This is a genomic window from Stenotrophomonas sp. 86156_Sma, from assembly GCF_056481625.1.
Genome location: NZ_CM151157.1, coordinates 1450181 through 1472634, shown reverse-complemented (window position 1 = coordinate 1472634; position 22454 = coordinate 1450181). Strand labels below are relative to the sequence as shown.

The window sequence follows — 22454 nt, the reverse complement described above, 5'->3', positions numbered from 1 at the left end:
CTTCATCGGCCATCGCACGTTCAGGAAGAAAATCCGCGCCCATCGCGACCAGCCGTCGCGATGGGCGCCGTCTCCCTGCCGGCGTGCTGCCTTGCTAGAACTCTTCCCAGCCACCCGCATTGGCAGCCAGCGTCGGCTCGATCCGCGGCGACAGCACCGCGGGCCGGCGTACCGGCGCAACCGATGCCGCCACGGCAGCCAGCGCCGGGCGCACCGCGGCGGCGGCGGTCACCGCCCCCGTGCGGAACACCGAAACCGCCTCGGCCAGCAGGTTGGCCTGCTCCTCCATCGAGCGCGCTGCAGCACTGGCTTCTTCGACCAGCGCCGCATTCTGCTGCGTGGTCTCATCCATCTGCACCACCGCCTGGTTGACCTGTTCGATGCCCGAGCTCTGCTCCTGGGAGGCAGCAGAGATATCGGCCATGATGTCGGTCACGCGCTGCACCGAGGCCACGATCTCGCCCATCGTGGTGCCCGCCTGGCGGACCAGCGCCGAGCCGTCGGCGACCTTGCCGACCGAATCCTCGATCAGGCCCTTGATCTCCTTGGCCGCACCGGCCGAGCGCTGTGCCAGCGTACGCACTTCGCTGGCCACCACTGCAAAGCCCCTGCCCTGCTCGCCGGCACGCGCAGCTTCGACCGCCGCGTTCAGCGCGAGGATATTGGTCTGGAAGGCGATGCCATCGATGACCGAGATGATTTCGGCGATCTTCTTCGACGATGCCTCGATGGCCGACATCGTGGTGACCACCTGGCCCACCACTTCACCGCCCTGGGAAGCAACACCATGCGCGCCGATGGCCAATTGGTTGGCCTGCCGTGCATGCTCGGCATTCTGCTTCACGGTGGAGGTCAGTTCCTCCATCGATGCTGCCGTTTCTTCCAGGTTTGCCGCCTGCTGTTCGGTACGCCGCGACAGGTCGGTGTTGCCCGAAGCGATTTCACCTGCGGCCAGATTGATGCTGGAGGCGCTGGACTGGATGCGGCCGACGATCTGCTTGAGCTGGTCGACCGTGGCGTTGCAGTCATCACGCATGCGCGCGAACACGCCATGGAAATCACCCTGCATGCGCACGGTCAGGTCGCCGCGCGAGATGGCCTGCAGCAGGGTCGACACCTGCACCAGGTTCTCGTCGGTGGTCTGCATCAGGCGGTTGAGCCCGGCCACCATGTCGCGGAAATCATAGGCGAAGCGATCTTCGTCGCCGCGCAGGCTGAAGTCGCCTGCCGCAGCCGCTGTCGCCAACCGGCGGATCTCGCTGTTGATCGCCGACAGGCTGGACTTGGTTTCGTCCATCGCCTGGGTGATCGCCGCCTTCTCGCCGGGCAGCGGGTCCATGTCCACCGACAGATCGCCGCGTGCGTAGTGTTTCATCACCTCGATCAGCCGGTTCTGTACCTGCACGTGCGATCCAACCAGCGCATTGGTCTCATGCACCATGCGCCCGTAGTCACCGGGGAACGCGCTCTCGTCCATGCGGTAGCTGAGGCTGCCGGCATCGTGCTGGCGGGCCAGCTCGCCCTGTGCCGCCATCACCGACTGCAGCTGTGCCTGCATGCGCTGCATCGACTTCAGCAGCTGGGTCACCTCGTCGTTGCCGGTGGCGTCGATGCTGCTGTCCAGGCGGCCACTGGCGATGCCGTCGGCCAGCTTCACCGCTCCTTCCAGCGGGCGGGTCAGGCTGCGGGTGATCGCCCAGGCCGCCAATGTCCCCAGCAACAGGCTCAGTGCCCCGAACGCGATCGACAGCGTGCCGGTCCACGATTCGGTTGCGCGGTACTCTTCGCGGCTGCGTTCGGTCAGTGTTTCCTGGTGGCGCAGCAGGGCCGAAATGGATTCATTCCAGGCCGTTGCCAATCCGTGCTCGGCCAGCAGCTCCTTCGCTGCACCATCGAAATCCCCCGCCTTCATGCGCTCATGCAATTGCTGGGTTGATGCATCGGTGGCCTTGCGGGCCGCCTCGATGCGCGCGACCAGGGTATCGCCGGTAGCGTCACGCGGAATCTTGATGTACTTGGCCCAGATACCGTCATAGGTCCGCGACAACTCCTGGGCACGTTGGTAATCCTTGTCGAACTCGTCACCCCGCTTGATCACCATCAGGCGACGATGCATCAGCACCGCGTTGTTGGTATCAAGCATGTCATTCAACAGGCGCATCTTCACCATGTTGACGTCCACCACTTTCTCGAACTGGGCGGATTTCAGCTGATTCCCATACAGCACCAGGCCGACGATGGCCATGATGAACAGCAGCAGCAGACCGAAGCCGGCGCCAAGCCGGGATCCCACACGGAGATTACGTAAGGCAAGCATCTCAATTCCCTTGATCGTGGCCGTACGTTCGATGGCGGCGCAGCGGAGGGAAACTTTACGGGACTTTATATATGGACCGATCCAAATATATGGAACTGTGCAGGAAGTCAGAAAATGCGGCGACCGATAATGGCGCCATATCCTTATCGAATAGCGCTGACACGCCAGCGCCCGATGAAAATCACGCAGGATTAACACCATAATAACGCCGCCCCATCCAGGGCGGCCCGGATTATCTGCGCCGGACACAACCGTCGCCCCGGAGGGCTACAGTCTGCAGATGACACGGATCCTGCACATCGAAGGCGCGTCCATCAACGACATCGCCAGCCTCTACGTGGAAATCAATCGTGTATTCATGGCCGACGAAGACTGGCAGCTGGGCGCAAGCCTGGACGCGCTTGATGACCTGCTGCACGGGGGCTACGGCGCGCTCGCCGGTCATGCCACCGCCACGGTGGTGTGGCGCGACATCGCCCACAGCCGCGAGGCACTGGGCCGCGAGACGACGCGCGCCTGGCTGCAGTCGAAACTCGATCAGGGCGGCAGGTTCAACGGTCCGGCCATCCACGCTCAGTTGACGGCACTGTCACTTGGCCAGGGACAGACCTACTTCGAGATCGTCATGGAGATCTTCGGCAGCCATCCGCAGATCACCCTGGTGCCAGGCTGAGCACTCTGCAGCAACCAGCCGCATCAACTCAAAGCTTGGCCAGGGCCTCGCCCAGCCGGCGTGGGAACGCCACTTCGCTGGCCAGGTGCCATGCGCGTGCATTGGCGCCCAGCCGGGTCCACTCGGCCTCGTCCATCGCCAGCGCACGCTCGACGGCCTGTTCCAGCGCCTTCTCATCCACATGCCAGGTCCTGGACAGATGGCAGGGCGCGCCCTCGTGCGCGGCAACCAGGATGCCGCGGCTGTCGTCGATCATCTGGTTCATCGGCGCGCCATCGCAGGTGATCACCACCGCCCCGCAGCTCATCGCTTCCACCAGGTAATGGCCCCAGCCTTCGGTCTGCGACAGGCACAGGTGGAACGCATGTTCGTTCTGCAGGCGCTGCACCTCCTGGTCGGGCAGGCGCTCGCGGACGATCCGCAGGTTCGCGGCCCCGCCCTCATCTTCGTCCGAAGGGCCGCCGCGCAGGATGGTCAGCAAGGGCCACTCCGGATGGCGCTTCCAGACCTCGACCAGCGTTGCCGTGCCCTTCATGCGACTGGTACCAGCTGCATGCAGGAAGCTGCGCGGTCTGCGCGGCACCGCCGGGTCGTAGCGGTCACGGCTGCAGAAACCGACTTCCAGCGCGCGCATGCCCAGCGCATTGAAGATGCGCGTGGCGTCTTCGGTCTTGGTCAACAACGCATCGAACCGCGGCAGGATCCGCAGGCTGCGTGCGGACACCCATTCCGGATTCGGAATCAACAGATTGACCTCGGCCAGTCCGAAGCTTGCCGGCCGGACATGCTCCAGCGAGATGTTGATGTCGAACCGGGCCGGCGTGCGCCCCAGGCTCAGCCACGAGGCCAGCAGCCTGCGCAGGCGCATCCCGCGGAGCTTCCAGGCCCCCCCATTGCGCACCGCGTCCAGACGGCTGACCGTCACCGTGTGCCCGAGCTGCTGCAACGAGCGCTCGATCACCTGGATGTCATGGGACAGGCCACGCTGGTTGTCGGCGGCCAGCAGGTGGATATGCGCCATCAGGAGGGACTCCCTGGCCGGCGCAGGTCGCGCGCAGGCAAGGCGGTCGCCAGCATGAAGCCCAGCACCAGGTAGAAATAGAACGAATGCGGCATCGCCCGGTAGAACACGTTGTCCGTGAACGCCGACAGCGCATAGACGATGACCACGGCAAGTCCGGCGGTGGCGATCATCGCGGTGATGTCGTCGGCGTGGCCGAGACGTCGCACGAAATGAATGCCGGGCAGGATGAAGACCAGCAGCATGATCAGCAGCAACGGCACGCCACCGGTCACCGCCGCTTCCAGGTACTCGTTGTGCGGGTGGTTGTAGCGGAAGATCGACTCGGACACCTCGCCGCGGGCGATGCCCTCACGTGCATAGGTACCGAACTGGTTCAGGCCCACCCCTGCCACGGGATGCTCGGCGAAGGCGTCGACCGCCACGCCCCACATGGCGATGCGCTCGCGGACCGAGCCGACCTCGTTTTCCTGGTTGAAACCGGAGATCTCGCCACTGACCTCACCGAAGCGCTGGATCACCTCATGGTTCAGCACCGAGGTGGCACCGACCACGCCAATGACCAGGGCACCGACGAAGGCCAGTGCCCCCCGCCAGCGCCGGGTGCGCCGGACGTGCACCGCAATCACCATCAGCATGGCGGGAATGAACGCCAGGATCGGCCCGCGGCTCTGCGCCAGGATCGAACCGTAGACGCCAACGGCGATGGCCACGCCGTGCAGCCAGCGTTCGGCCGGATGCACATTGGGCTGGATCAACCGGATGACCGAGAACAACGCCATGCACAGCGTCACCATGGTGAACTCGATCGCCGTCCATTCGCCGCCACTGAAACCGTGCGCGCGTTCAAGGCCCATCACGTGGTGCTGCACGATGCACGACCCGCCGAAGACCAGGGTGGACACGGCGAAGATCTTCCAGATCAGGCGCCAGTCCAGCGCAGTGGCGAACACGGCAGCGGTACCCAGGTAGAGCAGTGTCTGCGCCGGCAGATCCAGCTCGTTCCAGCGCAGCCCGTGCCAGAGGATGCTGTAGAAGGCATAGGCCAGGCGCAGGAAGCAGACGATCACGATGAACCGGGCGATGCGGTAGCGCAGGCGGACATCGGGCTGGCGGCGGATCAGAACCACGCCGGTGACCAGCAGGGCCAGCAGCAGCACCGCCTTCAGCAAGGTGTAGGGTGCGGAGCCGGCAAGCGGAACGATGGCGACCAGGATGCTCAGCAGGACGGTACGCCAGGTGTAAAGAGGTTCGGCGGCCATGCAGGCTGCAGTCATGCTTGTTCTTTCCATCAACGCCCGCCCGGGGGATAAGTCGCCCCGGTTTCCATGGAGGCCGTTTGGCGGAAATCGCCGGGGCTGACACTACCGTGGGCCCCTGGGGAAATCAACCAAAGTGCCGGCGCAGGGGCGCAGGCGTTGGCACACGGACAGCCCCCGGGCCCAGCACGGGTGCCGCGGATCATCGACCTCCCCAGGTCGCTACACTAATGTCCTCTCCGGCCATGCCTGCGCGTGGCCACGCCCCGACGCCCTGCCAAGACGCGAAACGCCCCAAGTGACTGATACAAAAGACAACACCAGCAACGCCAAGGCGTCCAAGGAACACACCCCGCTGATGAAGCAGTTCTTCGCGGCCAAGTCCGATTACCCGGACCTGCTGCTGTTCTTCCGCATGGGTGACTTCTACGAACTGTTCTATGACGACGCCCGCAAGGCGGCGCGCCTGCTCGACATCACCCTGACCCAGCGCGGCAGCTCCGGCGGCGCACCGATCCCGATGGCCGGCGTGCCGGTACATGCCTATGAAGGCTACCTGGCACGGCTGGTGGCGCTGGGCGAGTCGGTGGCGATCTGCGAGCAGATCGGCGACCCGGCGCTGGCCAAGGGCCTGGTCGAGCGCAAGGTGGTGCGCATCGTCACCCCCGGCACGGTCACCGACGAGGCGCTGCTGGATGAACGCCGCGACACCCTGCTGATGGCCCTGTCGCGCAGCAAGCAGGGCTACGGCCTGGCCTGGGCCGACCTGGCCGGCGGCCGCTTCCTGGTCAACGAGGTGGAAACCGACGACGCGCTGGAAGCCGAACTGGCACGGCTGGAACCGGCCGAGCTGCTGGTGCCCGATGAAGAGAACTGGCCGGAGTTCCTGCGCCAGCGCACCGGCGTACGTCGCCGCGCGCCGTGGCTGTTCGATGCCGACAGCGGCCGCCGCCAGCTGCTGAATTTCTTCAAGCTGCATGACCTGAGCGGCTTCGGCATCGACGACAAGCCGCGCGCCACCGCTGCGGCCGGTGCCCTGCTTGGCTATGTCGAGGAAACCCAGAAGCAGCGCCTGCCGCACCTGACCTCGATCGCGATGGAAACCGCCGGCGAGGCGATCGCGATGAACGCCGCTACCCGCCGCCATCTGGAACTGGATACGCGTGTTGATGGCGACACCCGCAATACGCTGCTGGGTGTGCTCGACAGTACGGTGACGCCGATGGGCGGCCGCCTGCTGCGGCGCTGGCTGCACCGCCCGCTGCGCCTGCGCGAGGTACTGGTACAGCGCCACCATGCGGTGGAAACCCTGATCGATCGCGGCAGCGATGCGGACATCCGCGAGCAGTTCCGCCGCCTCGGCGACCTGGAACGCATTCTCACCCGCGTCGCGCTGCGTTCGGCGCGGCCGCGCGATTTCTCCACCCTGCGCGACGGCCTGGGCCTGCTGCCGGCGGTGCGCGAGGTGCTGGCGCCGCTGGATTCACCACGCCTGCAGACGCTGCACGCCGCGCTGGGCGAACACGACGAGTGCGCGCAGCTGCTGGCCAGCGCCATCGCCGAAATGCCGCCGCTGAAACTGAGCGACGGCGGCGTGCTGGCCGATGGCTTCGATGAAGAGCTGGACGAACTGCGCCGCCTGTCCACTCACGCCGACCAGTTCCTGGTCGACCTGGAACAGCGCGAGCGCGAAAGCAGCGGCATTCCCACCCTGAAGGTGGGCTACAACCGCGTGCACGGCTACTACATCGAGATCAGCAAGGGCCAGTCCGACCGCGCGCCGGTGCACTACACCCGCCGCCAGACGCTGACCAATGCCGAGCGCTACATCACCGAAGAACTGAAGGCGTTCGAAGACAAGGTGCTGTCCGCGCGTGACCGCTCGCTGTCGCGCGAGAAGTACCTGTACGAGCAGCTGCTGGACACCCTCGGCGGCCAACTGGAACCGCTGAAGCAATGCGCCGCCGCGCTGAGCGAACTGGACGTACTGGCGGCCTTCGCCGAACGCGCGCAGGCGCTGGACTGGGCGCGCCCGGAGCTGCAGGCCGAGCCGTGCCTGAAGATCGAGCGTGGCCGCCACCCGGTGGTCGAGGCGGTGCGCGAGCAGCCGTTCGAACCCAATGATCTGGATCTGCATCCGGACCGTCGCATGCTGGTCATCACCGGCCCGAACATGGGCGGTAAATCGACCTACATGCGGCAGAACGCGCTGATCGTACTGCTGGCCCACATCGGCAGCTTCGTGCCGGCCAGCCGTGCGCTGATCGGCCCGATCGACCGCATCCTGACCCGCATCGGCGCCGGTGACGACCTTGCCCGCGGGCAGTCGACCTTCATGGTCGAGATGGCCGAAACCAGCTACATCCTGCATCACGCCACCGCCCATTCGCTGGTGCTGATGGACGAGATCGGCCGTGGCACGTCCACCTACGATGGCCTGGCACTGGCCGACGCGGTGGCCCGTCACCTGGCCTACCAGAACCGCTGCTACACGCTGTTCGCCACCCACTACTTCGAGCTGACCGCGCTGGCCGACGAGCAGCACGAGGGTGGCCGCAGCGGCATCGCCAACGTGCACCTGGATGCCGTCGAGCACGGTGAGGCGCTGGTGTTCATGCACGCGGTAAAGGATGGCCCGGCGAACCGCAGCTTCGGCCTGCAGGTGGCGGCACTGGCCGGCCTGCCGCGCGCCACCGTGGCACAGGCACGGCGTCGCCTGGCCGAGCTGGAACAGCGCGGTGGTGAAAGCCATGCCGCCGAGTTGGCGCCGCAGGCGTTGGATGCACCGCAGCAGTTCGGCCTGTTCGCGGCACCGTCGAGCAAGGCGCAGGACGCGCTGGCGGCGATCGACCCGGACGAACTGACGCCGAAGCAGGCGCTGGAAGCCCTGTACCGGTTGAAGGCACTGCTGTAGCCGCAGCGCACGCCCATGGCCTCCCGCTCGCCTTGCGGGAGGCCTGTTGAAAGACTGTGCAAATCCGATTCTTCGTTTCAATTGACAGAACCTATCAATCTGAACGGATCATTCGATTATTCATTTCATCTGGCCATAGCTAAAGTCGAGTGAAGATGTTTCTCCCACGTCTTCACCGCCACCAGGAGCCAGCCGATGAGCCAGTCCGACAACAACAACGCCAAGTGCCCGTATCACACCGCCCCGTCGCCGGAGCAGGGCGCCGAGCAGCAGCGCGAGCTCAGCACCACGCCCAAGCAGAAGCATGGCGATGATCCGGTCACGCCGATGACCACGGCCTTCGGCGCGCCGGTGGTGGACAACCAGAACAGCAAGACCGCCGGCCCGCGTGGCCCGCTGCTGATGGAAGACGTCTGGCTGCTGGAAAAGCTGGCCAACCTCAACCGCGAGATCATTCCCGAGCGCCGCATGCACGCCAAGGGCTCGGGCGCGTTCGGCACCTTCACCGTCACCCACGACATCAGCAAGTACACCCGCGCCAAGCTGTTCGAGAAGGTCGGCAAGCAGACCGAGATGTTCGCCCGCTTCACCACGGTGGCCGGCGAGCGTGGCGCCGCCGACGCCGAGCGTGACATCCGCGGCTTCGCGCTGAAGTTCTACACCGAAGAAGGCAACTGGGACCTGGTCGGCAACAACACCCCGGTGTTCTTCCTGCGCGACCCGCGCAAGTTCGCCGACCTCAACAAGGCCGTGAAGCGCGACCCGCACACCAACCTGCGCAGCGCGCGCAACAACTGGGACTTCTGGACGCTGCTGCCCGAAGCCCTGCTGCAGGTGACCGTGGTGATGAGCGACCGCGGCATTCCGCGCAGCTTCCGCCACATGCACGGTTTCGGCTCGCACACCTACAGCTTCACCAACGCCGACAGCGAACGCTTCTGGGTGAAGTTCCACTTCGTCAGCCAGCAGGGCATCGAATCGCTGACCGACGCACAGGCGCAGATCCTGGTCGGCCATGACCGCGAAAGCCACGGCCGCGACCTGTTCGCCGCGATCGAGAAGGGCGACTTCCCGAAGTGGAAGCTGTTCATCCAGGTCATGCCGGAGCTGGACGCGGAAACCTACCGCGTGCATCCGTTCGACCTGACCAAGGTGTGGCCGAAGAGCGACTACCCGCTGATCGAAGTGGGCCAGTTCGAACTGAACCGCAACCCGGTCAACTGGTACCAGGACGTGGAGCAGTCGGCGTTCGCACCGAGCAACCTGGTGCCGGGCATCGGCCCGTCGCCAGACAAGATGCTGCAGGCACGCCTGTTCGCCTATTCCGATGCGCAGCGCTACCGCCTGGGCGTGAACCACCACCAGATTCCGGTGAATGCAGCGCGCTGCCCGGTGCACAGCAACCACCGCGATGGTGCGATGCGCGTGGACGGCAACTACGGCGGCCTGCCGCACTACGAGCCGAACAGCTACGGCCAGTGGCAGGAGCAGCCGCAGTACCGCGAGCCGCCGATGAAGATCCGGGGCGACGCCGACTTCTGGAATTTCCGCGAGGACGACGCCGACTATTTCAGCCAGCCCGGTGCGCTGTTCCGCAGCTATAACCAGGCACAGAAGGACCGCCTGTTCGCCAACACCGCCCGCGCCCTGGGCGATGCGCCGGACTTCATCAAGCAGCGCCACATCGACAACTGCAGCAAGGCCGACCCGGCCTACGGTGCCGGTGTTGCCGCGGCGCTGAAGGCGCTGGCTAGCCAGCCGTCGGATCCGTTCAAGCCGGCGCAGCCGGAAGCGGACTTCCCTACCGCGACCCCGGGCGCCGAAGACATCGAGCTCTGATCGCCCTGCCCCCGTGTACGGCACGCCGCCTCCCCCTGAGGCGGCGTCGCCGTTTTAACGGTCCGCGTCGTACCTTCTGCACGCCCAACCCCAATCAAGGATTCCGCAGATGAGCCTGACCGACGAACTTCTCGCCAAATTGCAGGGCGCCCCGCTGCAGCAGGTGTCGCAGCAGCTCGGCATCAGCGATACCCAGGCTTCCGGCGCGATCAGTGCCGCGCTGCCGGTGCTGATGGGCGCGCTGGGCAACAACGCCTCGCAGCCGCAGGGCGCGCAGGCGCTGCTCGGCGCCTTGCAGAACAACCACAGCGGCCTGGACCTGGGCAGCGTGCTCGGCTCGGTACTGGGTGGTGGTGGCGGTGGTGCCGCCAGCGACGGTGCCGGCATCCTCGGCCACATCTTCGGCGGCAGCCAGCAGAAGGTGGAAACCGGCCTGGCCCAGGCCACCCAGCTCGACAGCGACCGCACCAGCCAGCTGCTGCAGATCCTCGCGCCGATCGTGATGGCCTTCCTCGCCCAGCGCCTCGGCGGCGGCCAGGCCGATGCCGGCTCGCTCAGCCAGGCCCTCGGCCAGGAAAAGCAGCAGGTGCAGCAGCAGGGTGGCCTGGCCGGTGGCCTGCTCGGCAGCCTGCTGGACCAGGATGGTGATGGTCAGCTGGGCGTGGGCGATCTGCTCAAGCTGGGCGGCAATCTGCTCGGCGGCAAGCGCTGAAGGAAAGCCTGGCCGGACATGGGCCGGCGCTACCGGCATCGCCATGGGTAGCGCCGGGCCATGCCCGGCGGCTTACCGGTTGCCCGCCTTCAAACGCTGCAGGATCGGTGCGAACAGGGGCGCCTGCATCGAACGCGGCGGCTCGACATGGCCGCCCTTTTCCTGCGCCTGCCAGTACGACCACGGCAGCGGCTTGTCGCCCAGTTCGTAGTCCATGCCGTCCCAGCCATCCTCGCGGAAGGCGTAGAAGGCCCAGTGCACCTTGTCCTGCTCCAGCACCTGCAGCACATCCTGCAGGTAGCGGCTGCAGTCCGGCCACCGCCGCATGCAGCCGAATTCGGCCACCACCATGCGGTTGGCACCGACGCCATGCGAGGCGGCCCACGTCATCGGCTGCTGCAGGTAACGGCGTACACGCGCCGCATCCCAACGCTCGCTGCCTGCACCGAACGGCACCTGCGCCGGATAGCGCCAGGGTTTGGCACGCGTCTGGTTCGGCGCACTGGTTGCCGCGTACGGCTCGTACATGTGCACGCTGTACAGCAGCTTCGAATCCGCCAGCGGTGCCGGCCAGTAGTTGAAACCGTCGGCGGCGGCATACCAGCCCGCATCCAGCATCAGCGGCATCGCGGTGTCGACCTCGCGGATGCTGGCGATCAGCTCCGAGTAGAAGTGGCGCAGATCGCGTGGGCCGTCCTGCACACCGGCATACCACCGCTGCATCGCCTCAGTGGACGCATGCTCGGCCAGGCCTGCACCGTACTCGGGCACCGGCTCATTGATGAGGTTGTAGGCGGCCAAGGCAGGATGACCCTTCAGCGCCGTGGCCAGGTCATGCCAGAAGCGACGGGCCGGCACATGGTTGTCGAAGGACTGCCACAGGCGCTGGTCGACCACATCGCCGTTGTGCTGCTTCCAGCGCAGCAACGGCAGCGACAGCGGCGTCAGCACCACTTTCAGCCCGGCCGCATCGGCGTCATCCAGCACCCGCCGCAGCGTGGCCAGGTCGGCCGGAACCAGTCCGCGATAGTCATCGGCGTTGCCGATCAGGAAGTCACGACCGCCCTGCCCCTTCCACTTGTCCGGCACCAGCCGCACCCAGGTCGCACCGGTCGCACGCAGCGCCTCGAAGTATTTCCGGTCCGGAGGCGACATGTTCATGCTGTTGCCACCGCGTTGCGGAACGTCCCAGAAGGTGATGTCGGCAGCGTGCAGTGGCGCAGCAGCAAGCAGGGACAGGCATAACAGCAGACGACGCATGGGCAGGCCTCCGATAGGTGAAAAAACAGCCTGCCCAGCGCAATCCGAACGCACCGTGACCGGCGCTTTGTTTCGCACCGCGATAGGAACAATCCGTTGGAATCAGGATTTCGCTAGAGCGCGTCGATGTCACCCAAGGCCCGGATCAAACGCCGCGCGCGCTTGTCCGGCTTGTGTTCCGGCGGCTGGAAACCATCGCGTGCGGCAATGCGCAGTGCACGCTGTTCGGCACGGCGCGCCTTCGAAGCCTCGCTCTCGGCGTACAGCTGCTGTGCCGTTGGCGCCGGCCCGCGCTGGTCGCTCAGGCCCAGCACCTGGATCTCGAAATGCTCCTCGCCGCGGTCGACCTGCAGCTGCTCACCCACGCGCACCGCGCGCGAGGACTTCGGGCGCTGCCCGGCCACGCTGACCTTGCCGGTCTCGATGGCCTGCTTGGCCAGGCTGCGGGTCTTGAAGAAACGGGCCGCCCACAACCAGATGTCCAGGCGGACACTGGGCGACAACGGGGAAAGCTCAGGCATCGGTGCGGACTACTCCGGTGGCTTGTTCAGAGGACGCGGATGGTCGGGGTCGGTGCGGCAGCCGCTGCCCCCAATCAACGTGGGTACACCAGCGGACAGGTCCTGGCGCTGGCTGCCGACCAGGCACTCGGGTCGGTCGGTCGGCCGCACCTGGGTATCGCCCAGCCGGTCACCTGTCGAACATGCGGCCAGTGCGGTGCCGATCAAGGCCATCGCCAGGCTCCATTTCACCTGCAGTCGTTGATGCATTGCCACATCCTGCAAACCGGCTTGGTGCTAGTGTGCGCCTCCCGGGAATCGATCACCACTCCATGGCCAAAGCGCCGCTTGACCTGACCTCCGGCCCGATCGGCCGCAACCTTCTGCTGTTCTCCCTGCCGATCCTGGCGGGCAACATCGCGCAGTCGCTGAACGGTTCGGTGAATGCGGTCTGGGTGGGGCGCTTCCTCGGCGAGGCGGCACTGACCGCCACCGCGAACGCCAACAACATCATGTTCTTCCTGATCGGCTCGGTGTTCGGCTTCGGCATGGCCTCGACCATCCTGATCGGCCAGGCGATCGGTGCGCGCGACATCGCGCAGGCACGGCGCGTGGTCGGTACCAGCGCCACCTTCTTCATCGGCCTGTCGGTGATCATCGCCATCGCCGGCTGGTTCATGGCCCATCCGCTGCTGGCGGCGATGGGCACGCCGGCCGCCTCGCTGCCGCTGGCCGAGGCCTACCTGCAGATCATCTTCCTGGCGATGCCGACGCTGTACGCGTTCGCCTTCCTCACCGCCGCGCTGCGCGGTGCCGGTGATTCACGCACGCCGTTCCGTTTCCTGATGGTGTCGGTGGCGCTGGACATCGTGCTGAACCCGGTGCTGATCTTCGGCATGGGGCCGTTCCCGGCGCTGGGCATTGCCGGTTCGGCCTGGGCCACGCTGGTCGCGCAGACGCTGTCGCTGGCCGGCCTGCTGCTGTACATGCGGCACAAGCGCCACACCCTGTGGCTGGGCCGCGCCGACATGCGCCTGTTCAAGCTCGACCTGACCATCCTCAAGGCGCTGGTCATCAAGGGCGTGCCGATGGGCCTGCAGATGGTGCTGATCTCGCTGTCGGTGATCCTGCTGATGACCATGGTCAACCAGTACGGCACCGACACCGGCGCCGGTTACGGCGCTGCCCTGCAGCTGTGGAACTACCTGCAGATGCCGGCGATGGCGATCGGTGCGGCGTGTTCTTCGATGGCGGCACAGAACGTCGGTGCGCAGCGCTGGGATCGCGTGCGCGGCACCGCGCGCCAGGGCGTGCTGTTCAACTTCCTGTTGACCGGCGCGCTGATCCTGCCGCTGGTGGTGTTCGATCGCCAGCTGCTGGCACTGTTCCTGCCGCCGGCCAGCCAGGCGCTGGACATCGCCCGCCACCTCAACCACGTGGTGATCGGCTCGTTCCTGTTCTTCGGCGTCAGCTTCGTGATCTCCGGCGTGGTTCGCTCCACCGGCGCAGTGATTCCGCCGCTGCTGATCCTGGCCGGTTCGCTGTGGGGCGTACGCGTGCCGTTCGCCGAACTGCTGCAGCCGTACTGGGGCGCCGACGCGATCTGGTGGAGCTTCCCGGTCAGCTCGCTGGTGTCGATGCTGCTGTCGCTGGCCTATTACCGCTGGGGCGGCTGGCGCAAGGCGAAGATGATGGGCAAGCCCTCGCACGCCGAAGAACTGGCCACGCCGTCGGAGATTCCGGCCTGCCCGCCGTCGCCGGTGGCCGACCCGGATGCCGCGCCACTGCGGTAGTGCCGGCCGCTGGCCGGCAACCTCATGGGCCTGTGGTAGTGCCGGCCGCTGGCCGGCAACCTCAAGCCCCTCCGGAAGCATCGCGCAACAGCCGGCCAGCGGCCGGCTCTACCGTTTCTTCTTTTTGGCAGCGTTGAACGTGGCCGCCGCGCGCAGCAGTGCCTTCAACGCCGCGGCATCCGGCATCGCGCCTTCATGGATGTCGATCGCACGCCGCGTGTTGCCGTCCAGGCTGGCGTTGAACAGGCCCTTCAGGTCCGCCAACGCCGCACCGTTGGCAAAGGTCAGCTTCACCGCCTGTTTGTAGGTTTCGCCGGTGCACAGGATGCCGTTGTGCTCCCACACCGGCGTGCCGCGCCACTTCCAGGTTTCCTGCACGTCCGGCAGCGCCTCATGGATCAAGGCACGCACGCGTGCCAGCGCCTCGCCACGCCAGTCGCCCAGCTCGGCGATGCGTGCATCGATCAGTTCAGCGGCCGGGGTTCCGGCATCGGCAGGGTTCGGTGCATGCGTGGCCATCAGCGGTTCTCGTCGGCAGGGAGATCGGAACGATGCACTTACATGCGCTCGCCGGGCAATGCCGCGGCCTGGCGCACCCAGTCGAGGAACTGCGCCTCATCCAACGCACCCTCCTGCTGGATGTGCAGGTAGCGCGTATCAGCACTCTTCGACGGCTCCGGCGGCACCGGCTTCAGCGCAGCGCCGCGGAAGAACGCCACCTTGATGTAGCGGGTGAAGCAGTGGAAGCTGAGAAACCAGCCTTCGCCCGGCGCAACCGCATACATCGGCGAATTCCACTTCACTGCCTTGTGCACACCGGGTACAGCCTGTTCGATCAGCGCGTCCAGCTGTGCTCCGATCGGTCGCTTCCAGTCCGGCATCGCCGCGATATAGGCCTGCACCGTGGCATCGCCCTCGCCCTTGGCGATCTGCGGGTTGCCGCCGGACAGCAGTTTAGGGGCAGCGGAGGGTGCGGTTCGCTGGGCAGGCATCGCACGGCACGTCCATCAGGATGAGATTGCAGCCTAGCGCGGCCCATCGCTGGCGGTCACGGCGCAGTGCGCCATCGGCTCAGTCCGCCTGCCGCGCCCGGAACTGCTGCCAGTCCGGCAGCTTGCGGTGGCGGCGCAGCGAGCGCATCAGCGCCGCCATCACAATACCGAACAGCGCACCGGCCAACAGACCGGCCACCAGCAGCAGGGCCAGCGGGCGCTCACTGCCCTGCCACAGCATCAGCCACATCAGCGCGGTCCAGAACAGCCCGAACAGCAGGCCCTGCACCAGCGCATTGGTGCCGAAGCCGGCCAGGATCGGCGGTGGCAGTGCGATGCCCATGCGCCACAGAAGGCGATGCAGCAGCGGTGCCGACTGCACGCGCGCCAGCCCCTTGCCGTCGAGGAAGCGCAGCGCCGACTGGATCACGGCGGGATAGCGCGGATTGATGTCGTTCATCCCCTGATCGTGGCCGATGCGATGCCGGAAACGCAAACGGCCACCCGAAGGTGGCCGTCGCGGCAACAACCGAAGTTGTTTATCAGGCCTTTTCGGCCAGACGGGCAGCCTTGGCGGCAGCAGCGGCAGCCAGGTCTTCCTTGATGCGGGCAGCCTTGCCTTCCAGGCCACGCAGGTAGTACAGCTTGCCGGCGCGGACCTTACCACGACGCTTCACTTCGACCGAGTCGATGATGGCGCTGTGGGTCTGGAAAACGCGCTCGACGCCGTAGCCGTGCGAGATCTTGCGGACGGTGAACGAGGAGTTCAGGCCGGCGTTCTTGGTGGCGATGACAACGCCTTCGTAGGCCTGCACGCGCTCGCGGCTGCCTTCCTTCACCTTCACGTTGACGACAACGGTGTCGCCCTGGCTGAACTTCGGCAGTTCACGGGTGATCTGGGCGGATTCGAATTCCGCGACGATGGACTTGTTCAGCTTGCTCATGGGTTACACCGATTCTTGTTCGGGTGGGCGTGTCGTATCGACAACGTAGGCTCATGCAGTCACCGGACTGTGCTGCGCGTTTGTTTTGGGTACTGCGCACGCCGGCCGGGGCCGACGGGAATTGGCCATGATAGCCGATAACGCCAGCCCTGCGCTAGGGGCTGGCCTTGTGTTTCTGGGCCTGACGGGCCTGCTCCAGCAGCTTGCGGTCGGCCTTGCCCAGCGCCTGTTCATCCAGCAGGTCCGGGCGCCGCTGGGCGGTACGGACCAGCGACTGCTGGCGGCGCCAGGCCGCGATGGCCGCGTGGTTGCCCGAGCGCAGCACCTCCGGCACGTCACCCAGCGGGTGCTGGGCCGGCTGGCTGTAATGCGGGCAGTCGAGCAGGCCGAGGTCGCCCTCGAAGCTGTCCTGCGCCGCCGATTCCGCGTCGTTCAGGGCACCGTCCTGCAGGCGGGCCACGGCGTCGATGATCACCGCCGCGCCCAGCTCGCCACCGGACAGCACGTAGTCGCCGAGGGAAATCTCCTCGTCGACATTGGCCTCCAGGAAACGCTCGTCGATGCCTTCGTAGCGGCCACAGAGCAGCACCATGCGCGGCAGCGCCGCCAGTTCCCGCACCTTGGCCTGGGTCAACGGCGCCCCCTGCGGGCTGAGGTAGATCACCCGCGCCGGGGTCGGATCAGCATCACGGATCGCCTGCAGGCAGGCCTGCAGCGGCTCGATCAGCATCACCATGCCCGGGCCACCACCGAACGGGCGGTCGTCCACCCGGCGGTAGTTGCCTTCGGCGTAATCACGGGGATTCCAGCCATGCAGGCTGAACAGGCCCTTCTCCTGCGCGCGCCCGACCACGCCCAGTCCAGCGGACTGGGCGAGGAACTCGGGGAACAGGGTGATGACGTCGAAACGCATGCTCACACTCAGAACTCGGGATCCCAGTCGACCACGACCAGGTTGGCCTCGAAGTCGACCGACTTGACGAAGTCCGGCTGCACGAACGGAATCATCCGTTCGCGGTCACCACGGACCACCACTACGTCGTTGGCGCCGGTGCTGAACAGGTGCGAGACCTGGCCCAGGGCAACGCCCTCGGTGGTCTTCACGTCCAGGCCTTCCAGGTCCACCCAGTAATACTCGTCGGGCTTCGGCGGCGGCAATGCACTGCGGGCCACGTAGATCTCGGTGCCGTGCATCGCTTCAACGGTATCGCGGTCCTCGATGCCGGGGAAACGGGCGACTAGGTGCTTGCCGCTGTCGCGGCCGCGTACACCTTCAATCGTGGTTTCCACGCCGGACGGGCTGCGCACGATCCACGGCTGGTAACGGAAAATGGCGGAACGTGGCTCGGTCCAGGACTCGAGCTTGATCTCGCCGCGCACACCAAAAGCGCCGACAACCCTGCCCAGCAGGATGCGGCGCTCGATATCTTTCATCTGCTTCAACCAAGAGGGCCACGCCGAAGCGTGGCCCGTCAGGATCAGGCCGCAGCGGCCTGGGACTTGGTCGCTTCCTTGATCAGGTTGCGGACCTTGTCGGTCGGCTGGGCGCCGTTCTTGACCCAATGGTCAACGCGGGCCAGGTCCAGCTCGATGCGCTTCTCGGCGCCCTGGGCGACCGGGTTGTAGAAGCCAACGCGCTCGATGTTGCGGCCGTCGCGCGCGCTGCGCACGTCGGTGACGATGATGTGGTAGAACGGACGCTTCTTGGCGCCGCCGCGGGTCAGTCGAATCTTGACCATGGTGTTTTTCCTATTGCCCAGTCGCCAGGATGGCGAGGTAAGCGGGCGATTATAGCGGCAGAGCCCGGCCGAGCCAACCCCGGGGTGAATCCGCCTTCACGGCAGCGCCGGGCCATGCCCGGCGGGGGTTTTCACCCCAATCTGTCCCAAGCCGCCGCCGCCAGCACTGCCCTGCCCTGTTCAGCCAGTGCCTGCGAACCCGGCAGGACATGCCCGTCGATGGCGTCCAGCGCCCATAGGCCGCTGGCGTTGCAGGCAAAAGCGGCCTTCACGCTATCCAGTTCAGCCAGTGCCAACGGCCGCGTCAGCTGTGCCCCCGGCCAATGCTGCTTCAACAACGTCTCGGCAGTACCGCGCAGGGCCGGCGCCTGTGGCCAGAGCAGGCGCTCACCATCGTGCACGGCCAGGTTCCAGGTGCTGCCTTCACTCATCACGCCATCGGCGGTCACGAACAGCACATCGTCGAACCCTTCCGCCATCGCCGCACGGCGCTCGGCAAACAGGCCGAAGGTGCCGACGTGCTTGATCTGCGGCAGCTCGCGCTGCCACATCACGCTGCGCACCCGCTTCGGTGCGGTCAGCGCCACCGGCGCGGACACCGCCACCAGCACGTCCACCGGTACGGCCGCCAGCGGATTGCGGAAATCGAAGCGGCGCGAGTACACCGTCACCCGCAGCGAGGCATCGGCCAGGCCGGCCTGCTGCAGCGCCTGCGCCATCCAGCCCCGGACCTGCGCCGCGTCCAGTTCGCTGCCGAACAGTTCGCGCGTGGCCTGCGACAGCCGCGCCAGATGCAGGTCCAGTCCCTGCACGGCGTGACCGCGCACCTGCAGCGAGGTGAAGTGGCCATAGTTGACCAGCGCAGGCAGCAGATCCTCCACCTGCACCGGTTGGCCGTTGCAGGTCACGGTCATCGCAGCAGCGCCTGCGCCTGTTCCCACATGCCGCGCAATACGTCGGCGGCCGGCTGTGCCGGGGCCATCCACGCCGACTGCCCGGCCCAGGCCTGCATCGCCGCCAGACGATTTTCCTGCACGGCCTGCCTGCGCATCGGCGCGGTCAGGCCGCGCTGCACCGGGTACGGGCGTGGCGCCGGTGCGCCTTCCGCAGCGGCGGCGCGCACATAGGGGGTCGCCAGGCCACGGCCCAGGCGGCCGCTGAAGGCGCGGGTCGGCCAGGTATCTTCGGGTTCGCTGGCCGCCAATCCATCGGCCCACGCTGAAGCGATCGCCGCTTCGGGCGTGCGCAGGAAGGCAGTGCCGATCTGCACGGCACTGGCCCCCAGGGTGAGTGCGGCAGCAATGCCACGGCCATCGGCGATGCCACCGGCGGCGATCACCGGAATCTGCAGGTGATCGGCCAGGCGCGGCAACAACGCAAACAGGCCGACCAACTGACGCTCGGCCATCGCCGGATCGAACGCGCCGCGATGGCCACCGGCTTCCACGCCCTGTGCCACCACCGCGTCGGCACCGGCGTCCTGTGCCGCACGCGCTTCGGACAAGGTGGTCGCACAGGCGATCCAGGCAATGCCGGCATCCTTCAACTGCTGTACGTGGCGCGGCAGCAGCACGCCCATGATGGTCGAGGCCACCGCCGGGCGCGCCGCCAGCAGTGCGGCGAACTGTTCTTCGAAGTCGGCGGGCGTGGCATCGGCGGCGCTGGCCGGCACGTCCGGACCCCACTGCGCGAGGAAGGCGCGGCTGGCGGCTTCAGCGGCGACATCACGGGTCGGTGCCGGGTCCGGCACCCACAGGTTCACCTGTGCGGGGCCCGTCGAGGCAGCGCGGAAGTCATCCATCCAGTGGCCGATATCGGCCGATGACGACAGCACTGCGCCCATCGCCCCCATGCTGCCGGCATTGGCCAGCGCAGCCGACAACGGCACCGGGCAGGCGCCGGCCATCGGGGCCAGCAGGATCGGAACGGATACGCCAAAGCGCCGGCAGAACGCCTCGACGCGGGAAGATACAGATACAGCGGAACTCTGCATGACGGCCCATCGTTTCGGACAGGCCCCCATGGTGCGCGCAGGACGGGGGTAGAGTCGAGCTTGCTCGACTCTACCTCGACCGAGGCACCGGCAGAAAAGCAGTCGAGCATGGCTCGACTCTACAAAAAAAGCCGGTGTTCAACGCATCAACGGAACGGCATGCCGCGGCCGCCCATGGCGCCCATCATGCCCTTCATGCTGCGCAACATGCCCTTCATGCCGCCGCCGGCCATCTTGCTCATCATCTTTTCCATCTGCATGTACTGCTTCATCAGCTTGTTGACGTCGGCCGGGGTCACGCCCGAGCCCTTGGCGATGCGCGCGCGGCGCGAGCCGTTGAGCAGGTTCGGGTTGCGCCGTTCCTTCTTGGTCATCGAGCTGATGATGGCGATCATGCGCGGCACTTCCTTTCCCTGGCTGACCTGCTGCTTCAGATGGTCGGGGATGTTGCCCAGGCCCGGCAGCTTGTCCATCAGGCCGCCGATGCCGCCCATGTTCTGCATCTGCTCCAGCTGGTCACGCATGTCGTTCAGGTCGAACTTCTTGCCCTTGGCGACCTTCTCGGCCAGCTTGGCGGCCTTGTCCTTGTCGACCTGCTGCTCGACCTGCTCGACCAGCGACAGCACGTCGCCCATGTCGAGGATGCGGCTGGCGATACGATCCGGGTGGAATACGTCCAGGCCTTCCGGCTTCTCGCTGACACCGACGAACTTGATCGGCTTGCCGGTGATGTAGCGCACGCTCAGCGCGGCACCGCCACGGGCGTCACCGTCGGTCTTGGTCAGCACCACGCCGGTCAGCGGCAGGGCGTCGCCGAAGGCCTTGGCGGTGTTGGCCGCGTCCTGGCCGGTCATGGCGTCGACCACGAACAGGGTTTCGGCCGGATTCACCGCCGCGTGCAGGGCCTTGATCTCGGCCATCATTGCTTCGTCGATGGCCAGGCGGCCGGCGGTATCGACCAGCAGCACGTCGACGAACGACTTGCGCGCATCGTCGATGGCGGCGCGGACGATGGCTTCCGGCTTCTGGTCGGCGCTGGACGGGAAGAACAGCACGCCGACCTGCTCGGCCAGGGTCTTCAGCTGCTCGATCGCGGCCGGACGGTAGACGTCGGCCGAGACCACCATCACCTTCTTCTTGCGCTTTTCCTTCAGGTGCTTGGCCAGCTTGCCCACCGTGGTGGTCTTGCCGGCGCCCTGCAGGCCCGCCATCAGGATGATGGCCGGAGCGGGCACATTGAGGTTCAGGTCGCTGGCTTCGGCGCCCATCACCGCGGTCAGCTCGTCGCGCACGACCTTGATCAGGGCCTGGCCCGGGGTCAGCGACTTCAGCACTTCCTGGCCGACCGCGCGCACCTTGATGCGTTCGATCAGGGCCTGCACCACCGGCAGCGCAACGTCGGCTTCGAGCAGCGCGATGCGGACCTCACGGGTGGCCTCGCGGATGTTCTCCTCGGTCAGGCGGCCGCGGCCACGCAGGCGCTCGATGGTGCCGGAAAGGCGCTGGGTCAGTGACTCGAACATGCGGCGCAACCTGTCTGAAAGCGGGGGACAATAAGGCAGACAGTATAACGGGTCCGCTCCCCTCCCCGGACTGCGACCACAGGGCCGTCGCCACCACCGCAGGGGTATGCGAAACTGCAACGATGTTAATCGTTCTCATCGCCGCCCTGCTCTACCTGGCCGCCAGCGCCCTGCTGGTGCGTGCGCTTGGCCGCGATGAAAGCACCGGCTCCCCCGCCTGGCTGTGGCCCGCCCTGCCGGCGATGCTGCTGCACGGCGGCTACCACGTGATGGTGGCCATGCGCACCAACGGCGGGCCGGACATGCACTTCTTCGCCGCGCTGTCGCTGGTCGGCCTGGGCATGGCCTGGCTGACCTCGCTGGTCGGCGCGCGCGGGCGCATGTCGGCGCTGGGCGTGGTGGTGTTCCCGCTGGCCGCGGTACTGCTGCTGGCCTACCACGGCTACGGCCACGAACCGAGCAAGGTGCTGGGCTGGCGCCTGGCCAGCCACGCCTGGCTGGCGCTGCTGGCCTACGCCACGCTGAGCATCGCCGCGCTGCTGGCGATCATGCTGTGGCTGCAGGAACGCGCCCTGCGCCGCCGCGAGTTCCGGCCGTGGCTGCGCGCCCTGCCGCCGCTGGCCGATCTGGAATCGCTGCTGTTCCGGGTGATCACCGTCGGCTTCGCGCTGCTGACCTTGACCCTGGTCACCGGCGTGCTGTTCGTCGACGACCTGCTGGCGCAGAAGCTGGTGCACAAGACCGTGCTGAGCGTGCTGTCGTGGATCGTGTTCGGCGTGCTGCTGATCGGCCGTCGCCGCTACGGCTGGCGCGGCATGAAGGCGGTGCACTGGACGCTGGCGGCAATGCTGTTGCTGCTGCTGGCCTTCTTCGGCAGCCAGTTCGTGATCGAACTGGTGTTCGGGCATTCGCGATAGCGGTGTGCCGGCCAACGGTCGGCACCCACCTGGGTAGTAGGCCGGCCGCTGGCCGGCA

22 protein-coding genes are annotated in these 22454 nt (G+C 66.6%); 6 read left to right on the top strand and 16 right to left on the bottom strand.

What is annotated here, in order from left to right:
* Positions 1-94: 94 nt before the first annotated feature.
* A complete protein-coding gene (locus ACZK33_RS06865; protein ID WP_121503890.1) occupies positions 95-2317 on the bottom strand; it encodes a methyl-accepting chemotaxis protein in 2223 nt (740 codons plus the stop codon).
* 280 nt (positions 2318-2597) lie between these two features.
* On the opposite strand from ACZK33_RS06865, the gene ACZK33_RS06860 reads away from it, so the two are divergent.
* Positions 2598-2990 (top strand): barstar family protein, encoded by a 393-nt coding sequence (locus ACZK33_RS06860; protein WP_049462356.1) that lies wholly within the window; start codon positions 2598-2600, stop codon positions 2988-2990.
* 28 nt (positions 2991-3018) lie between these two features.
* Here ACZK33_RS06860 and ACZK33_RS06855 read toward each other — a convergent pair whose 3' ends face one another.
* Together ACZK33_RS06855 and ACZK33_RS06850 are read right to left on the bottom strand one after the other, a co-directional pair.
* The gene (locus tag ACZK33_RS06855) at positions 3019-4011 is read right to left on the bottom strand and encodes a glycosyltransferase (RefSeq protein ID WP_049424491.1); all 993 of its coding nucleotides are present in this window, start codon (positions 4009-4011) and stop codon (positions 3019-3021) included.
* The gene (locus ACZK33_RS06850) at positions 4011-5288 is read right to left on the bottom strand and encodes an O-antigen ligase family protein (protein WP_423174404.1); all 1278 of its coding nucleotides are present in this window, start codon (positions 5286-5288) and stop codon (positions 4011-4013) included. The genes ACZK33_RS06855 and ACZK33_RS06850 overlap by 1 nt, the downstream gene beginning before the upstream one ends.
* A 340-nt stretch (positions 5289-5628) precedes the next feature.
* Here ACZK33_RS06850 and mutS point away from each other — a divergent pair, with 340 nt between their 5' ends.
* From mutS to ACZK33_RS06835, 3 genes are all read left to right on the top strand, one after another.
* Positions 5629-8184: a DNA mismatch repair protein MutS gene (mutS, locus tag ACZK33_RS06845; protein ID WP_049399630.1), complete on the top strand. Its 2556-nt coding sequence runs from the start codon at positions 5629-5631 to the stop codon at positions 8182-8184.
* Between the two features lie 195 nt (positions 8185-8379).
* Positions 8380-10023: a catalase gene (locus ACZK33_RS06840; RefSeq protein ID WP_049399631.1), complete on the top strand. Its 1644-nt coding sequence runs from the start codon at positions 8380-8382 to the stop codon at positions 10021-10023.
* A gap of 109 nt (positions 10024-10132) precedes the next feature.
* Complete coding sequence (locus ACZK33_RS06835) at positions 10133-10735, top strand: DUF937 domain-containing protein (RefSeq protein ID WP_423174403.1); 603 nt, start codon at positions 10133-10135, stop codon at positions 10733-10735.
* Positions 10736-10807: 72 nt separating this feature from the next.
* Here ACZK33_RS06835 and ACZK33_RS06830 read toward each other — a convergent pair whose 3' ends face one another.
* From ACZK33_RS06830 to ACZK33_RS06820, 3 genes are all read right to left on the bottom strand, one after another.
* Positions 10808-11995, bottom strand: a complete 1188-nt coding sequence (locus ACZK33_RS06830; RefSeq protein ID WP_423174402.1) for a glycoside hydrolase family 5 protein — start codon at positions 11993-11995, stop codon at positions 10808-10810.
* A 113-nt stretch (positions 11996-12108) separates the two neighbouring features.
* The gene (locus ACZK33_RS06825) at positions 12109-12516 is read right to left on the bottom strand and encodes an RNA-binding S4 domain-containing protein (protein ID WP_004149153.1); all 408 of its coding nucleotides are present in this window, start codon (positions 12514-12516) and stop codon (positions 12109-12111) included.
* Positions 12517-12525: 9 nt separating this feature from the next.
* Entirely contained in the window at positions 12526-12765 is a 240-nt protein-coding gene (locus ACZK33_RS06820) for a hypothetical protein (RefSeq protein ID WP_032127550.1), read from the bottom strand.
* A gap of 62 nt (positions 12766-12827) precedes the next feature.
* On the opposite strand from ACZK33_RS06820, the gene ACZK33_RS06815 reads away from it, so the two are divergent.
* Positions 12828-14288, top strand: coding sequence for an MATE family efflux transporter (locus ACZK33_RS06815; RefSeq protein WP_049399635.1), 1461 nt, complete (start codon positions 12828-12830; stop codon positions 14286-14288).
* Between the two features lie 108 nt (positions 14289-14396).
* Here the strand turns inward: ACZK33_RS06815 and ACZK33_RS06810 are convergent, their stop codons facing one another.
* From ACZK33_RS06810 to ffh, 10 genes are all read right to left on the bottom strand, one after another.
* Entirely contained in the window at positions 14397-14807 is a 411-nt protein-coding gene (locus ACZK33_RS06810; RefSeq protein ID WP_423174401.1) for a DUF1801 domain-containing protein, read from the bottom strand.
* Between the two features lie 38 nt (positions 14808-14845).
* A complete protein-coding gene (locus tag ACZK33_RS06805) occupies positions 14846-15280 on the bottom strand; it encodes a DUF1801 domain-containing protein (RefSeq protein WP_423174400.1) in 435 nt (144 codons plus the stop codon).
* 79 nt (positions 15281-15359) lie between these two features.
* Positions 15360-15740, bottom strand: a complete 381-nt coding sequence (locus tag ACZK33_RS06800; RefSeq protein ID WP_423174399.1) for a DUF6404 family protein — start codon at positions 15738-15740, stop codon at positions 15360-15362.
* Between the two features lie 82 nt (positions 15741-15822).
* Entirely contained in the window at positions 15823-16224 is a 402-nt protein-coding gene (gene rplS, locus ACZK33_RS06795; RefSeq protein WP_005408597.1) for a 50S ribosomal protein L19, read from the bottom strand.
* Positions 16225-16378: 154 nt separating this feature from the next.
* Complete coding sequence (trmD, locus tag ACZK33_RS06790; RefSeq protein ID WP_423174398.1) at positions 16379-17137, bottom strand: tRNA (guanosine(37)-N1)-methyltransferase TrmD; 759 nt, start codon at positions 17135-17137, stop codon at positions 16379-16381.
* Between the two features lie 8 nt (positions 17138-17145).
* A complete protein-coding gene (gene rimM, locus ACZK33_RS06785; RefSeq protein WP_071227727.1) occupies positions 17146-17658 on the bottom strand; it encodes a ribosome maturation factor RimM in 513 nt (170 codons plus the stop codon).
* Between the two features lie 44 nt (positions 17659-17702).
* A complete protein-coding gene (gene rpsP, locus ACZK33_RS06780; protein ID WP_005415733.1) occupies positions 17703-17963 on the bottom strand; it encodes a 30S ribosomal protein S16 in 261 nt (86 codons plus the stop codon).
* Between the two features lie 131 nt (positions 17964-18094).
* On the bottom strand, positions 18095-18877 hold the full coding sequence (locus tag ACZK33_RS06775; RefSeq protein WP_423174397.1) for an aminotransferase class IV family protein: 783 nt from the start codon (positions 18875-18877) through the stop codon (positions 18095-18097).
* Complete coding sequence (locus ACZK33_RS06770) at positions 18874-19956, bottom strand: NAD(P)H-dependent flavin oxidoreductase (RefSeq protein ID WP_049424473.1); 1083 nt, start codon at positions 19954-19956, stop codon at positions 18874-18876. Before ACZK33_RS06770 ends, ACZK33_RS06775 begins: the two co-directional genes overlap by 4 nt.
* Before the next feature lie 146 nt (positions 19957-20102).
* Positions 20103-21479, bottom strand: a complete 1377-nt coding sequence (gene ffh / locus ACZK33_RS06765; protein ID WP_005408591.1) for a signal recognition particle protein — start codon at positions 21477-21479, stop codon at positions 20103-20105.
* Between the two features lie 122 nt (positions 21480-21601).
* Here ffh and ACZK33_RS06760 point away from each other — a divergent pair, with 122 nt between their 5' ends.
* Positions 21602-22396, top strand: coding sequence for a cytochrome C assembly family protein (locus ACZK33_RS06760; protein ID WP_032127560.1), 795 nt, complete (start codon positions 21602-21604; stop codon positions 22394-22396).
* Positions 22397-22454 lie beyond the last annotated feature (58 nt).

Coding starts and splice junctions, on each gene's coding strand:
- trmD (WP_423174398.1), bottom strand. CDS start 17,137: ATGCGTTTCGACGTCATCACCCTGTTCCCCGAGTTCCTCGCCCAGTCC.
- ACZK33_RS06760 (WP_032127560.1), top strand. CDS start 21,602: ATGTTAATCGTTCTCATCGCCGCCCTGCTCTACCTGGCCGCCAGCGCC.
- rplS (WP_005408597.1), bottom strand. CDS start 16,224: ATGAGCAAGCTGAACAAGTCCATCGTCGCGGAATTCGAATCCGCCCAG.
- ACZK33_RS06805 (WP_423174400.1), bottom strand. CDS start 15,280: ATGCCTGCCCAGCGAACCGCACCCTCCGCTGCCCCTAAACTGCTGTCC.
- rpsP (WP_005415733.1), bottom strand. CDS start 17,963: ATGGTCAAGATTCGACTGACCCGCGGCGGCGCCAAGAAGCGTCCGTTC.
- ACZK33_RS06830 (WP_423174402.1), bottom strand. CDS start 11,995: ATGCGTCGTCTGCTGTTATGCCTGTCCCTGCTTGCTGCTGCGCCACTG.
- ffh (WP_005408591.1), bottom strand. CDS start 21,479: ATGTTCGAGTCACTGACCCAGCGCCTTTCCGGCACCATCGAGCGCCTG.
- ACZK33_RS06775 (WP_423174397.1), bottom strand. CDS start 18,877: ATGACCGTGACCTGCAACGGCCAACCGGTGCAGGTGGAGGATCTGCTG.
- ACZK33_RS06800 (WP_423174399.1), bottom strand. CDS start 15,740: ATGAACGACATCAATCCGCGCTATCCCGCCGTGATCCAGTCGGCGCTG.
- ACZK33_RS06860 (WP_049462356.1), top strand. CDS start 2,598: ATGACACGGATCCTGCACATCGAAGGCGCGTCCATCAACGACATCGCC.
- ACZK33_RS06820 (WP_032127550.1), bottom strand. CDS start 12,765: ATGCATCAACGACTGCAGGTGAAATGGAGCCTGGCGATGGCCTTGATC.
- mutS (WP_049399630.1), top strand. CDS start 5,629: ATGAAGCAGTTCTTCGCGGCCAAGTCCGATTACCCGGACCTGCTGCTG.
- ACZK33_RS06835 (WP_423174403.1), top strand. CDS start 10,133: ATGAGCCTGACCGACGAACTTCTCGCCAAATTGCAGGGCGCCCCGCTG.
- rimM (WP_071227727.1), bottom strand. CDS start 17,658: ATGAAAGATATCGAGCGCCGCATCCTGCTGGGCAGGGTTGTCGGCGCT.
- ACZK33_RS06770 (WP_049424473.1), bottom strand. CDS start 19,956: ATGCAGAGTTCCGCTGTATCTGTATCTTCCCGCGTCGAGGCGTTCTGC.
- ACZK33_RS06815 (WP_049399635.1), top strand. CDS start 12,828: ATGGCCAAAGCGCCGCTTGACCTGACCTCCGGCCCGATCGGCCGCAAC.
- ACZK33_RS06810 (WP_423174401.1), bottom strand. CDS start 14,807: ATGGCCACGCATGCACCGAACCCTGCCGATGCCGGAACCCCGGCCGCT.
- ACZK33_RS06865 (WP_121503890.1), bottom strand. CDS start 2,317: ATGCTTGCCTTACGTAATCTCCGTGTGGGATCCCGGCTTGGCGCCGGC.
- ACZK33_RS06825 (WP_004149153.1), bottom strand. CDS start 12,516: ATGCCTGAGCTTTCCCCGTTGTCGCCCAGTGTCCGCCTGGACATCTGG.
- ACZK33_RS06855 (WP_049424491.1), bottom strand. CDS start 4,011: ATGGCGCATATCCACCTGCTGGCCGCCGACAACCAGCGTGGCCTGTCC.
- ACZK33_RS06840 (WP_049399631.1), top strand. CDS start 8,380: ATGAGCCAGTCCGACAACAACAACGCCAAGTGCCCGTATCACACCGCC.
- ACZK33_RS06850 (WP_423174404.1), bottom strand. CDS start 5,288: ATGACTGCAGCCTGCATGGCCGCCGAACCTCTTTACACCTGGCGTACC.